Origin of the sequence: Streptomyces hainanensis, from assembly GCF_004348415.1 — a bacterium.
GTDB lineage: Bacteria > Actinomycetota > Actinomycetes > Streptomycetales > Streptomycetaceae > Streptomyces > Streptomyces hainanensis.
This window is the reverse complement of the sequence record NZ_SMKI01000215.1, coordinates 1-12,945: the sequence shown is the minus strand read 5'-3', so window position 1 is coordinate 12,945 and position 12,945 is coordinate 1. Positions and strand designations below refer to the sequence as shown.

9 protein-coding genes are annotated in these 12,945 nt (G+C 67.4%); 1 reads left to right on the top strand and 8 read right to left on the bottom strand.

The window, feature by feature from the left end:
- Window positions 1-152 precede the first annotated feature (152 nt).
- The 5 genes from E1283_RS20050 to E1283_RS20030 form a co-directional block, all read right to left on the bottom strand.
- On the bottom strand, window positions 153-467 hold the full coding sequence (locus E1283_RS20050) for a helix-turn-helix domain-containing protein (protein ID WP_132819480.1): 315 nt from the start codon (window positions 465-467) through the stop codon (window positions 153-155).
- Entirely contained in the window at window positions 464-850 is a 387-nt protein-coding gene (locus tag E1283_RS20045; protein ID WP_165956186.1) for a type II toxin-antitoxin system RelE/ParE family toxin, read from the bottom strand. The genes E1283_RS20050 and E1283_RS20045 overlap by 4 nt, the downstream gene beginning before the upstream one ends.
- A 248-nt stretch (window positions 851-1,098) precedes the next feature.
- On the bottom strand, window positions 1,099-1,299 hold the full coding sequence (locus E1283_RS20040; protein WP_132819478.1) for a DUF397 domain-containing protein: 201 nt from the start codon (window positions 1,297-1,299) through the stop codon (window positions 1,099-1,101).
- Window positions 1,300-1,305: 6 nt separating this feature from the next.
- Window positions 1,306-1,605 (bottom strand): Scr1 family TA system antitoxin-like transcriptional regulator, encoded by a 300-nt coding sequence (locus E1283_RS20035; RefSeq protein WP_279571280.1) that lies wholly within the window; start codon window positions 1,603-1,605, stop codon window positions 1,306-1,308.
- A gap of 57 nt (window positions 1,606-1,662) precedes the next feature.
- The gene (locus E1283_RS20030) at window positions 1,663-2,640 is read right to left on the bottom strand and encodes a helix-turn-helix transcriptional regulator (RefSeq protein WP_132819476.1); all 978 of its coding nucleotides are present in this window, start codon (window positions 2,638-2,640) and stop codon (window positions 1,663-1,665) included.
- Between the two features lie 97 nt (window positions 2,641-2,737).
- On the opposite strand from E1283_RS20030, the gene E1283_RS20025 reads away from it, so the two are divergent.
- Window positions 2,738-3,457 carry an NIPSNAP family protein gene (locus tag E1283_RS20025; RefSeq protein WP_243744966.1) on the top strand — a complete coding sequence of 240 codons (720 nt, stop codon included), beginning with the start codon at window positions 2,738-2,740 and terminating at the stop codon, window positions 3,455-3,457.
- A gap of 129 nt (window positions 3,458-3,586) precedes the next feature.
- Here the strand turns inward: E1283_RS20025 and E1283_RS20020 are convergent, their stop codons facing one another.
- The 3 genes from E1283_RS20020 to E1283_RS20000 all read right to left on the bottom strand — a co-directional run.
- Window positions 3,587-6,484, bottom strand: a complete 2,898-nt coding sequence (locus E1283_RS20020) for a LamG domain-containing protein (RefSeq protein WP_132819474.1) — start codon at window positions 6,482-6,484, stop codon at window positions 3,587-3,589.
- A 1,236-nt stretch (window positions 6,485-7,720) separates the two neighbouring features.
- On the bottom strand, window positions 7,721-8,470 hold the full coding sequence (locus E1283_RS20005; protein WP_165956185.1) for a LamG domain-containing protein: 750 nt from the start codon (window positions 8,468-8,470) through the stop codon (window positions 7,721-7,723).
- A gap of 774 nt (window positions 8,471-9,244) precedes the next feature.
- Window positions 9,245-12,945: polymorphic toxin-type HINT domain-containing protein (locus tag E1283_RS20000; RefSeq protein WP_279571279.1), on the bottom strand; the 3,701-nt coding region annotated here is incomplete at its 5' end.

Here is a 12,945-nt window from a genome sequence, read left to right as displayed (position 1 = left end):
GGCCCACACCGACGGAGCCGCCATCCCTCCCCGACCTGCTCCCCGACGGCGATCGGTAGGCCGACGCTCAGTCGACCGCCACGATCGGGCGTCCGCCGTCACCAGAGCACCTTGATCACGACCACCGTTACTCCGGAATTTCGGGTGGTCAGTCAGGCGGCGTTGCTGTGGGGGGTGAGGTTGATGGTCAGGTCGGCGTCGAGAGCACGGGCCAGGCGCCGAAGAAGGGGAATGGTGGGGACGGTGCCGCCGCCTTCGATGCGGGAGATCTGGGGTTGCTTCATGCCGCAGCGTTCGGCGAGTTCGGTCTGGGACAGGCCAAGAGCGGTGCGCCGGTCGTAGACCATCTGGCCGAGATCGTGAGCCAGCTCAGTCTCTTCGTAGAGGCGGTCGTACTCGGGGTTGTCCTCGGCCGCTTCGCTCAGGAGTTCGCGGTGGCGGCGGGTCTTCCACTCGGCGTGGTTCATCGCAGTTCCTCCTTGATGTCGCGGCTGTAGACGGCGTGTTCGGCGGCCGGTTCGTGGCGGGCCTCGCAGACAGCCTGGGCGGCATGTGCGCGTTCCACCTCCGCCGTCTCGCGCATCTTGGTCTTACGGAACACCGTCAGGAGCACGATGCGGCGGCCGGGTGCGATCCAGTAGGTGATGCGCTGGGCGTTGCCGTCAAGGTCGAAGCGCAGCTCGCGGAGCTTGCCGCCGAGATGGCGGGTGTAGGGCTCGCCGAGCGTGGCGGCGTTCTCGGCGAGCCGGTCGACTTTCTGCTCGGCGGTGATGTAGTGGCGGGCGGGGATGTTCTCCAGCCAGAGGCACACCTCAGGCTCGACCTCGATCGTGTACCGCCCGCTGTCCATAACCTTGATGATATATGGCATGGATGTTATGGGCCAGTGGTTGCCCCACGGCCTCTGCGGGACGGGATCCCGCCTGATGTGGGGCCGGTCGCGTTACAGGGCCGTACGCCGGCCGAAGCAGGCCGAGCGCGCCCGCCGTGCCGGCGATCGCCGCCCAGCCGAACCACGTCGTGCGGTCCGCTCGCCGGACCGCGTCCTCGTACTGACGGTCGTCGTACCAACCGGGATCGCTCACGCGCGGGCCCCGTTCAGCGCCTCGCGCTCCGCACGAACGCGGACCACGCCCCGGCCGGGACGACCAGCGCCGGGCCCTCGGGCGCCTTGCTGTCCCGGACGGGCACCACCCCGGCGAAGCCGTCCGCCACCTCGACGCAGTTGCTGTCTCCCCCGTTGCTGTAACTGCTCTTCCGCCAGCGGGCGTTACTCAGCTCGGGTCGACGGGCTCGCATGATTCTCTAGCCGTCCTTCAGCAGGGATCGGATGAACTCCACGGAGTCCTGCGGCGATAGCGCGAGGTCTCGCAGCCGATCGTAGGACAGCCTGAGCCGTTCCACCTCCTCCGGTTCCTCGATCACTTCCCCCGTCTTGCTGCTCTCCAGATAGGCCGCCGCCTCGCCGTCCGGCAGCCACAGGATGGTCAGCGACCCGCCCAGCAGATCGTTCACCGGGGCCTCGAACGGCAACACCTGAACAATCACGTTCGGCAACTCCGCCTCGCCCAAGAGCCGCTGTAGCCGATCAGCTACAGAACGCACCGATACCCGACCGGCGCGCGGATGCGGCCGAAGGCGCGCACCGGCCTCCGACCGCCCTCACCCGAGCCCGTAGGTGCCGGCGAGTGCGCCCACCGTCGCGGCCATGGCCTGCCGCAGTTCGGCCGGCGCGACGACCTCCACGTCGATGCCGAGCCGCAGCAGTTCGCCGCACGCGTGCGCGGTGCTCTCGGTCGGGATGACGGCCTCGACCCAGCCGTCGTCGCCGACGGCGGTCGCGGTGGCGTCGACCGCCTGGACCACCTCCGGCGGGACGTTGTCGGGCAGGCGTCGGCGCCCGCGCGGCGACAGGCGGACGGTGGCGGTGCCGGTGAAGCGGCGCGACCGGAAGTCGTCGAGGTAGGACGACCAGTACGCCGCCAGGTCGAAGTCCGGCGGCCGGTCGAACCGTTCGTCGCTCGGCACCGCGTCGAGGACCTGGGTGACCCGGTAGGTCGCGATCCGGCTCTCGCCGGCGGCCACGAGGTACCAGACCCCGGACTTGAGGACCAGCCCGTAGGGGCGTAGTCGGCGCTCCACCTCCTGCGGTGCCCGCCAGCGGCGGTAACGCACGTCCACCACACGCCCGTTGAGGACCGCGTCGGCGAACAGCAGCAGATGCGGCGTCTCTTCGGGCTCCCGGTACCAGCCGGGCGCGTCCAGGTGGAACACCGCCGCGGTCCGCGTCGCCTCGTCGCGCAGTCCCGTCGGCAGCGCGGCCAGCAACTTCAGCCGGGCCGCCGCCACCTCCGCCGCGAGCCCCAGGTCGGCGGCGGCGCCCGGCAGCCCGGCGAGGAACAACGCCCGCGCCTCGCCCTCGCTCATCCCGGTGAGACGGGTGCGGTAACCGTCGAGCAGCTGGTAGCCGCCCCCGCGCCCCGGCTCCGCGTACACCGGAACGCCGGCGGCCTGGAGACGCGCCACGTCGCGGTACGCGGTCCGCACGGACACCCCCAGCTCGGCGGCGAGCCCGCGCGCGGACACCCGGCCACGGGATTGCAGCAACAGCAGCACCGACAGCAGTCGACCAGCGGACATGCACGCATTCTCCTCGGAAACCCTGACAGCCCCTGGCACACGGCTCCCCTACCGTCGGTCCACGCCCGGACCCGTAAGACCCGAACAGGAGCACACCGTGCCACCCACCGTCATCGAGCTTCGCCAGTACACGCTGCGTCCCGGCCGGCGCGACGAGCTCATCGAGCTGTTCGACCGGGAGTTCGTGGAGACCCAGGAGGCGGTCGGGATGACGGTGCTCGGCCAGTTCCGGGACCTCGACGACCCGGACCGCTTCGTCTGGCTACGGGGCTTCCACGACATGCCGGCGCGCCACCGCGCGCTGACGGCCTTCTACGACGGCCCGGTCTGGGCCAAGCACGGCCCGCAGGCCAACGCCACCATGCTCGACTCCGATGATGTCCTCCTCCTGCGCCCCCTCTCGGCCGACAGAGGCTTCGCCGCTTCCCCATCCGAGCGGCCCCCGGCCGGCGCCCCGGCCCCTGCGCGATTCGTCGCCGCCATGCTGTGGTCCTTCCCGCCCGGCCAACAGGACGGCATCGCCCTGATCCAGGACGGCCTCCTCCCCCTCCTCCACGAGACGGGCCCCGCGCCACTTGCCGCCCTGACGACCGAGACCGCGCCCAACACCTTCACCAGGCTGCCCGTCCGCACCGGCGAGAACGTCGCCGCGGTCATCACCTCGTACCCCGACGAGGACGCCCACCGCCGCCACCTCACCGCCGTCCGGGACCACCCCCTGGCCCAAGCCGAGATCCTGCCGGCTCTCGAACACGCGCAGTCCGCCTCTCCCCGGACCCTGCGCCTGTCACCCACCGGCCGCTCGCTGATCTCCTGAGCGCGGCTGATCCGCCTGCCCGACCGGGCCACGGAGCCACGGAGCCACGGAGCCACGGATACGCCCGAGCACACCAGAACGCGCCTGCCCGCGGGCAGGCGCGTTCGTGGACGGCGTGAGGAATCCCGGTCAGGCGCCCGGGGGAACCTCCGTCGGGGTGTCAAAGAACCTGCCGTACAGCCATCTCAACTGTGTGTGGTTCAACGCCCCGTCGAAAAGCCACAGATCGTCGATGGAACCGGCCCAGTGCTCGCCCCAGGCTCCACCGACTCCGGCACGCCCCACCTGAAGTGATCCGGTGGCCTCGTACGTCATGACGTCCTCGGCCCACGAGACCGACTCACAGATCTCGCCTTCCGGATCCGAGCAGCCGAGACGCTGCAGGTTCCCGTTGACGTACAGCTGTGCCTCTCGGCGGGGAGCGTCGTAGACCAACGCGACGTGGTTCCAGTCCCGCACGTCGAGGAACCCGCTGTGCGAGATTCTGACCTCGCTCGCACCCGGCGTGTCCGCGTCCGGCAGGACGACCTCCCACCGTCCGTGCCCTTCCCTCTCCGGGTCCGGCACGAACCGCACCGTGAAGGCGCTGTTATTGCTCCCCGGCGCGCTCAGGAGGGTCATGCCCTCGCTGGGGACAGTGGCAGCCTGGGCCCAGGCGGTGACGGTGAAGCTGTCGGAGGTGTCCACGGTGATGCGGTCGGTGGCGGCGAAGTCGTCGGCGCCGTCCAGCGCCAGGGCGTTGTAGTCGATCCACCCGGGGCCGATGCCGGCGTCGCCGCCGAGCGTCAGCGGGTTGTCGTTCTCGGAGTCGTCGGGCGTGGTGCCGCCCTCGGCGTCCTCGAACTTCCAACGCCCGCCCACGCCTTGGGTCCGCACGGACAGCCGCTGCACCTCGTTCGCCGATGCCACCCGGTCGAAGACGCGCACGTTGTCGATCCGTCCGGCGAGGTGGTCGACCAGGCCGTCCTCGTGGTGCTGCGCGGCGCCGATGGTCAGACCTCCAGTGGACGGCGCGGCCGCCGTGAAGGGCGCGGTGCCGGCCAACTCGCCGTTGACGAAGACCCGGAGTTCCTGGGCGTCGACGTCCTGCACACCGACGACATGCGTCCAGGTGCCGAGGCCGGCCGCCAGACAGTCGGGCGCCGACGCCCCGCACGGGGACTGGCTCGCCTCCACGACGGTGTCATCGCCACCATTCCAGCGACGCATGGTCCAGCCCTGTCCGTCCGCCGCGTGGACGAGTGCGAGGCCCGACCCGTCGTCCGCCGTCTGCGCGGCGACGGCCATGTCCCGGTTGGCCTTGTCGCCCGGCAGGTTCACCCAGGCCGAGACCGCGAACGACTGGGCGGTGTCGATGACCGGTTGGCCGGCGGCGACGGCGCCCGTGGTGCCGTCGAAACGAGCCGAGTTGCCGAACTCCCCCTCGGCACCGAACGTGACGCCGGCGTTCGCCGTGGCCGTGACCGGCTGGGCGTGGCCCGAGACGCTGGTGGCACCGGCCGGCTCGTCGAAGGACCAGATCGCGGCGGCGGGGCGCCCGCCGGAGGTGACCGCCTGGTGCTCGGTGAGAGCCGCGACCTGGGCGCCGGTCACGCCGTAGTCGTAGAACTGCACCTCGTCCAGATCCCCGTTGAAGAACTGGCCCTGGGTCCGCTCCGACAGCCGGGCGCCCACCCCGGTGGCTCCGCGTGCGGCCCACACCTCGTGGTCGAACGTCGCCGAGCCGACGCGTTCGCCGTCGAGGTACAACACCACCTCGTCAGCGGGAACATCGACCACGCCGACGACGTGCGTCCACTCGCCCGTCCGCGCTGCGGCGTCCTGCCGTACCCGGGTCGTAGCCGCGTCGCTCGCGTCGGACGACGCCAGCCCGAACGACCAGCCGCCGTTGTCGGGATCGACCGAGAGATCGAAGCCCGAGGTCAGATTGCCGGCCTGCGAGACCGCAGTGCCGGCGGTGGCTCCTGACTCGGGAAGACGAGCCCAGAACGAGACGGAGAAGCTCTGGGACGTGTCGACCAGCGAGTTGGACGCCCGGGAGTAGCCGTCGTCGCCGCCGAAGCGCAGGCCACTGCCCCACACGCCCTCGGCGCCCGTCGTGACGTCGCCCGTCAACCTGGCAGACCAGGCTTCCCCCTCGCCGACGGCCACCGGGGAGTCGATGTCCTCGTCGAGATCCCACACCGCGCGCTCGGGTGCACCGGCCAGTACGTAGAAGTCGTAGATGCGTGGCCCGGAGGAGTTCCCGGCGGCGTCGAGGGCGCTGACCTCGAGACGGTGCACGCCGGCAGTCCCCTGGAAGAGCCGGACGGTTCTGGGAGCGCCGTTGGTCGTGGCGATCTCCTCGTCGACCGTCTCCTGACCACTCGCCGAGTAGCGATACAGGTAGCGATTGACGTCGGCATCGCTGGAACTGAACGTGAATTCGCCGTACTTTCCGACGCCGTCACGCCAGGCGGCGTGCGGATCGTTTGTCTCAGACGCCGGGTAGTCGGGCGAGGTGACGGTGGGCTGGGCCGGAACGCTGGTGTCGTAGACGAAGTTGCATGCCTCCTGGTCACCGTCGGATGACCACGGCGAGTAGTTGACACCGTCGTAGGAGCGGGCCTCCCACTGCACGTGGCCTCCGTGCGGCAGGTCACTGGGCAGGGTCCCCGAGAAACCGGACCCCGACGCCTTGAAGGTGGTGAGTCCCGGCGCCCAACGGACGATGTTGCCCTGACCGTCGCCGGTGTCCCAGTAGGCACGGAACTCCACGGCCACCCGGTCACCATCTGGATCGGTGACGTCAGCGGCATAAATCTGACCCGGAGTACGCACCTGCGCGGGGCTGGCGGCTGGCGCGCACGCCCCGCCGTACTCCATGGACAGCTGAGACACGGATATTTGCGGCGGGGGGCGATCGCCGTCTCCGCTCGCCGCATTCCGCGGTGTTTCCGATTGATCCGCCAGGGCCGGTCCGGTCGCACCGACTAGCAAACTCGCGACCATGCCCAGGCCTGCCGCGCATGACACAACAGTGCGCATCAACACTCCTACCATCTCCCACACGCCTTTACCAACGAGGGAATATCCGAAAATCGCAGGCAGAAAAGGTGACTAACTGGGCCTCTCTGCGATCCCCTTGAGATCGTGGCGCACCAGAGCCGATCCAGTTCCTCACCTTCCGAGCTGACGATTACGTAGTCACCCGGGTATGGAACCCATACGCCGATCCCATTGGGCCACGAAACGACCTCAATGGAAGTCAGGTTCTCTGAGGGAGTTCGCAGATAGATCCACTCACCATCAGTCAAAGAGAAGCTGGTTCCGACGGGCTCAAAGCACACCTTGACACTTTGCCCCTGGGCTGCCGTGAACTTCATATGCGCACCCTGATCACTCGACGCCGCACCACTAACTCCACGAATCAACCATCTCCCGGGTAAGGACCCGCACGCACCGATACCCTGCTCGCGCAGCGTCTCGGTGCGATGGTTGCCGGAGAGGTCGAAGGTGCACGAGGGCCAGGCCAGTAGAGTGCGGGGCCGCCGACGACGGAGTCGGGCGGGGTTGTGAGACAGCGGCCAATTGACCTCGTCCACGAAGACGGACACCCGAACGACCCGCGGTTGACGATGGCCGTGAAGACCGCCCGCTCATCGGAATCATGGATACGAAGCCTTCCGGACTTGGATACGGATCCCTCAGCGAACACCTCAGGCAATCTACACATTTCATCATCAGAAAAGGAATCTCGATGAACAGACACCGGCGGCGCTTGCACCGCGAAATAGAGCGAGTCTTGATCGTAATGAACATGTTGAGCCGAGGCATCCCAGTCCGTATGTCTCACACTACTCTCCACACAGGGGCATCACTCGAGGCCGCTTAGAAAGATCCGAAGAACCGGTCCCACCAACTGGGTTCCCCAGAACCGTGAAAACACAGATGGGCGACACCGTCATAGCGGTTCGCGAGAAGCTCCTCCGGAATCACGACGTACCCGGACTCGGTAAGGGCCTGCTCCCCCCTCACAAGGTCACTCGCGTCAAGTGCGCCCTCACTGCACGCCTCATCCGCGCCAAGAAAGGCACCAGGGTTATCTGCAGCTATCATGGCCAAGGGTTGAAACTTGCTCACCAGAACAACGATCCTTGTCCCGCAAACCGTAAACCGCGCCGTTGTGAGCGCCACCGTGTCCACATCAGCTCTCAGAGCGCCTCCCCATGCCCTTGCCCAGCCAGCCATGCTGACCAGACGGGCAAGGGACAGACACTCCATTCACTCGCTGCCCCACGGAACCTCTGTGGGAACACCAGAGAGCGGCAAGGCAAGCGCGGCGATCTGTGTGTCGCTCAACGCGCCCCGGAACAACCACAGATCGTCGATAGAGCCTCCCCAGTGCTCAGCCCAGGAGCCGTCGACTCTGGCCCGTCCCACTTCGAGCGACCCGATGGCCGGGTAGGTAAGGACACCGTCGACCCACGACACCGGACCGCAGTACTCGGTGGGCGGATCCGAGCAGGTCCAATCCTGAAGCAGACCATTGAGGTACATCCGAGCCTGACGGCGGGGCGCGTCGTAGACCACCGCGACGTGATTCCAGTCCCGCACGTCGAGGAACTGGGTATGTGCGACCCGGATTTCCGTGGCCCCCAGGGTGTCCGCGTCCGGCAACACGACCTCCCAACGTCCCCAGCCCTCGATCTCCTCGTCTGGCTGGAACCGCACCACGAAGGCACTGTTGTTCGCCCCCAGCGCGCTCATGAGCGTCATGCCCCCGCTCGGGACGGTGGCTGCCTGAGCCCAGGCGCTGACGGTGAAGCTCTCCGAGGTGTCAATCGGGACGTTCTCGGCGTAGGAGTAGTCGTCCACGCCGTCGAGAGTGAGAGCGTGGGAGTCGACCCATCCGGGGCCGATACTCGCGTCGCCGCCCAGCGTCAGCGAGTTGGCGTTTGCCGAGGAGTCCGGAGTCGTTCCGGAGTCGGCGCTCTCGAACTGCCACCGGCCCGCGACCTCCTGGGTGCGCATGCGCTCGGGAGTGCCTGGCGCACAGACTCCGCCGCACTGCGTCGGCAACTGAGCCATGACTACCTGTGGCGGCGTCCAACTGCCGTCGGTATTCACCTCGGACAACCGCGGTTCCGGCTGATCCGCCGATGCCGACCCGGCCACTCCGGCCAACAGGCTGACTGTAATGGCCATACCTATACCGCAGGACACAGCAGTACGCATTCCCACCTCAATTCACTCCGGCGCTACTCGCTTTTAGATAGAATTCTGGAGCCAGAAGTCGGATTAGGATATTGCCCCCCTTCCGTTTTACACCCACTTCACCCACTGCCCCCCTTGAAAGCGAATCGCAACGCGGGCGATATCGGCGATATCGCGAACCTGCTGCCAAAAATTCCCCCTCGACGGCGTTCTTCTATCTGGTTGACTTCACATTTTGGTTCGGATCTCTAATCAAACACGCCAGGACAGACTCTGCGAACTCATCCAGAATGACGATTGCCCGCCACGGTCCGCAAACTATCGACAACAGGCCGACGCGCCCTTCCTGTTGACCGAGCGCCCGGAATAGCGAATCCCACCCAACACGCATGTCTCGAAATTCTGGTAGCGACTCAAACCTGTATCTATAGATTTCCAGCAACTCGCGCGAGTCGGGAAAGGTGACCTCCACATCAGCATCTGGATTACTGAAAAGATTCTGCGTCAATTGTCCGACCAGCTGTGCAGAAGCGCCTACGTCCGCCTGCTCAATAAGCTGAGCCACTCTTCGCCTAGTGATCGACTGTGCAGTCACCATTGCCTCCAAACTGGCTGCGGGTTGCCTTGCATAGGCCCTTCAATCAGCACTTCGAACTCTCCTCTCAAATCTGGATCAACCCACGGCTGATCATTAACGTGAATGTGCGGGCGCCCCGACGGAATCCTGGTCTCAAGAACGACACCCACTCCGCTCTCTCCACGAGTGGCCGCTCGACGGGCCACAGCGTCACTCGTAGACCAACTCGTGTAAGGGCTATCAGTATTACCAAGATGGTGCGCTTCGGCTGAAGCCGTACCTCCGCGAGGAACTGCTGACCCGTCAACTGCAGCGTCAAATCCCGGGTGGCCTTCCGGAACACCTCGATAGACAGTGACCCCACCACCACAATTGTGAACGAGAACGGGAGTGGCGCCAGCCAGCACATAGTACGTGTGGTCGGCCGCGACGGTGAGGTTGTGGACGGTTGTGGTAGTGGTCCGCTGCTGTACCGCCGTGATCTGGACGTGGGTGCCGGCACTGGTTTGGAGCCAGGTGCCGGGGGTGAGTTCGTCGGCGTCGATCCAGTCGTCGAGTTCGGGGACCCAGAAGGGGTGGCCGTCGGTTGCCGTGATGGTGGCTGAGGTGCCCTCGTCGGTGGCGATGGTCAGTGTGACGAGGTGCTTCTCGCCCGAGCCGAGGATCTCGGCCGTGACGGTTCTGGCGCTCGTCTCGCCGGTCTCGGGATCGGTCGCCAGAACCTCGTCGCCGATCTCGAGGTCTTCGATGTTCTTGGTGGTGCCGTCGGCCATCAGAACCTGGGTGCCGGCCGTGAACGAGTTGGCGGTGGGGCAACTCGGGGTGCGGCGAAGGCCTCCGATGGCGTCCTGCACGTGGCGTGCGGCACCTAGGACATCGTCGCCGTAGCGCAGAGCGAGGGCAGCTCCGCGGCCGCTGCCGCCCGTCAGGACGGTTACGCCGGTCATCGCGCAGGCCATGCCGTCGAATTGGGAGACGCAGTTCCAGGCATCGGTGAGGCCGGTCAGGTCCGCCGTGATGCTCCATGCCGTCTCGTACCATGGACGGTTCTCGGCAGCGGCGGCTGCCGCTTCGGCTGCTCGGAGGTAGCCGGTGCTTCGTTCGTTCTCGTAGCGGAGGGAGAGCTGCCGCGGAGTGCCCGCACAGCCAGGGTCGTTACGGCAGCCCTGCGCGAGATCGTTCTGCTGGGCCACCCAGGTGGGAGAGGGCGTACCGCCGGCCGCGGCGGTCTCGCGGCCGTAGTTCTTGCCGAAGTCGATGTCCTTGAGTGCGCCCTTGCGGTCGTTCTTGCAGTTGTACTGGCCCGACCAGCACTCCGGCAGCATCGTTCCCGTCGGGTCGGACACCGAGACCGGGTTGTTGGCGCCGTACTGGTAGGCGTTCAACTGCTGCGGATCGTTGGTCACCAGGACCGGGTCCGGTGAGATGAACCTGCCCAGACCTGGGTCGTACTCGCGGGCGCCGAGGTGGGTCAGGCCCGTCTCGTCGGATACACCGCCGACGAAGCCGCGGCTGCTGGGCCAGGAGGAGGGTGTCGGGCCACGGATGTCGCCGAACGGCAGGGTGCGCCGCTGGGTGAGCTCCATGGTCACGGCGTCGATCGCGAGCTGGCCCGTGCCGTGATGATCGGCGATGGTGTAGGAGACGGAGCCGTCGTCCTGTTGGACGGCGGTGTTGCCGCCACCGAGGTCGACGTAGCGGGTCGCGCGAGGCGCCGTGGAGCCGGTTTCGAGGGTGACCTCGGTGTTGCCCAGGTAGAGCGTGGTCTCCGTGGACGAACGGGAGATGAGCCGGTTGCCGTCCGCGTCGTACAGGTAGGACGTGGCGGAGCTGTCGGCCTCCTCGACGGATGCCAGGTGCCCCTCCGCGTCCCAGGTCAGCTCCTGGGTGTCGCCGCCGATCTGGCGGCTGATGGTGTTGCCCGCCTCGTCATAGCCGTACTCCTCGAGGGAGGTGACGCCCGGCGCCTCCTGGGTGACCGACGTGACGGCGTTGGGGCGGGGCGTGCCGGGCTGCGGGTAGTCGTAGGTGCGGCTGGTGTCCTGCTCGTGCAGCGTCTCGGTGCGGCGGTTGCCGGACAGGTCGAAGGTGTACGAGTGCCAGTAGGGTGCGGGGCCGCCGACGGCGGAGTCGGAGGGGGTCGTGGCGCAGCCGTTGGTGGACTGGGACCACGCCTCCGTCATGCGCCGAAGGTGGTCGTACTGGAAGCACTGGACGTCGGTGCCGGAGCGGGAGGTGTCGGCGATGGAGAGGACGTTGCCGATCTCGTCGTAGGAGTAGGCCTCGCTCCGGTCGACGCCGTTGACGTTCTCGCTGCTGACCCGCGTGGTCGACAGGCGCTGGGTACCCTGCTCGAATCCGTGGGTCACCGACACCGTCGGACCGCTGTCGCTCTGGTTGAGCAGGTACCGCTCGGGCAGGCCCGTCGGCGAGTACGTGATGTTCGAGCCGAAGGCGACGTTCGCCGTCTTGTTGAGCCAGAGGGTTCGCTCGTCGTAGGTGTACGTCACGGCCCTCGCCGGCAGCGAGCCCGCCAGGGGAAGGCCCATGCTCATGACGAGGCCGGCCTCGTTGTAGATGGTGGGTGACTGGTAGCTCCCGGCAAGCGCGCCCTCGGACGAGGGGATGACGACCCGGCTCAGGATCGGCCGGTACAGGGCGTCGTAGCTCTGGACCTCGTTGACGTACGCCTGTCCCTCGTCGCCGTAGCGGATGGAGCGTGCCAGTTGGCCCTCGGCCCGCGAGATCGTGTCGTAGACCCATTCGGCGCGGAGGCGGCCGGTGGACGAGTTCTCGCGGAGTTGGGTCTGGCGGCCCAGGTTGTCGTAGCCGTAGGCGAGCGTGCCGCGCGCGTTGGTGCGGGTGGTCAGCTCCCCGCGGTCGTTGTAGGCGCTCGTGACGCGACCGGCGTCCGGGTCCGTGCTCTCGATGGTGCGCCCGAGCTGGTCGTAGTCATAGGTCCAGCGGTTGCCCGCCGCGTCCGTCAACGTGTCGAGCTGGCCGGCGCGGGTGTAGGTGTAGCGGGTGCTGTCGTAGGCGGCGGTGGCCGATCGTTGGCGGTGCTGCCGCAGTTCGGTCTTCTGGCCCTGGGCGTCGAACAGGGTGGTGGTCGCCGTGCCACCGACCGGCGGGATGACGGTGGTGCGGTCGCCGTGGTAGCTCGTGCTGGTGATGCCGAGAACCTCGGCGCGGTCGCTCAGGCCGGCGATCTGACGCACCTCGGTCTCCCGGCCGAGTGCGTCGTAGGTGTGCCAGGCCTGGCTTTCGATGTCTTGGGTGTCACTCGGTCGGAAGATGCTCTGCTGCGGCGCGCCGGTGGCGTAGTAGGTCGCGAACTGCCTGGAGACCAGTCCACGCTCGTCGTAGCGGGTCTCGGTCAGCAGGCGGCCGTTGTTGGGGCCGAGCTCCTGTGTTTGACGCGTGCGAAGGAAGCCGTCGTAGAGGGTGATGCTGGAGTCACGTGCCGTGCCGGTAGGGTTGAGAGTCCGGGTGGTGACGGCTACCGGCTGTCCGTCGGTGACGCGGTACTGGAACTCGTAGGTGGGGTCGAACGAGGTGACCCGGTTGGGCAGCCAGACCTGCCAGGAGCGCCCCAGGGCGTCGTAGCTGAGCGTCGTCACCCGGGAGTTGGTGTCGGTGACGGTCGTGGGCACGCCGCGGCGGACGTCCAGGCGCGTGGTGGTGGTCTGCGCGGTGCTGGGGGTGGCCGGGTTGG

Bases quoted from the DNA above. Each gene is read 5' to 3' on its own strand.
- E1283_RS20030 (WP_132819476.1), bottom strand. From the start codon at position 2,640: ATGTCCGCTGGTCGACTGCTGTCGGTGCTGCTGTTGCTGCAATCCCGT.
- E1283_RS20045 (WP_165956186.1), bottom strand. From the start codon at position 850: ATGGACAGCGGGCGGTACACGATCGAGGTCGAGCCTGAGGTGTGCCTC.
- E1283_RS20005 (WP_165956185.1), bottom strand. From the start codon at position 8,470: ATGCGCACCCAGGAGGTCGCGGGCCGGTGGCAGTTCGAGAGCGCCGAC.
- E1283_RS20050 (WP_132819480.1), bottom strand. From the start codon at position 467: ATGAACCACGCCGAGTGGAAGACCCGCCGCCACCGCGAACTCCTGAGC.
- E1283_RS20040 (WP_132819478.1), bottom strand. From the start codon at position 1,299: ATGCGAGCCCGTCGACCCGAGCTGAGTAACGCCCGCTGGCGGAAGAGC.
- E1283_RS20020 (WP_132819474.1), bottom strand. From the start codon at position 6,484: ATGCGCACTGTTGTGTCATGCGCGGCAGGCCTGGGCATGGTCGCGAGT.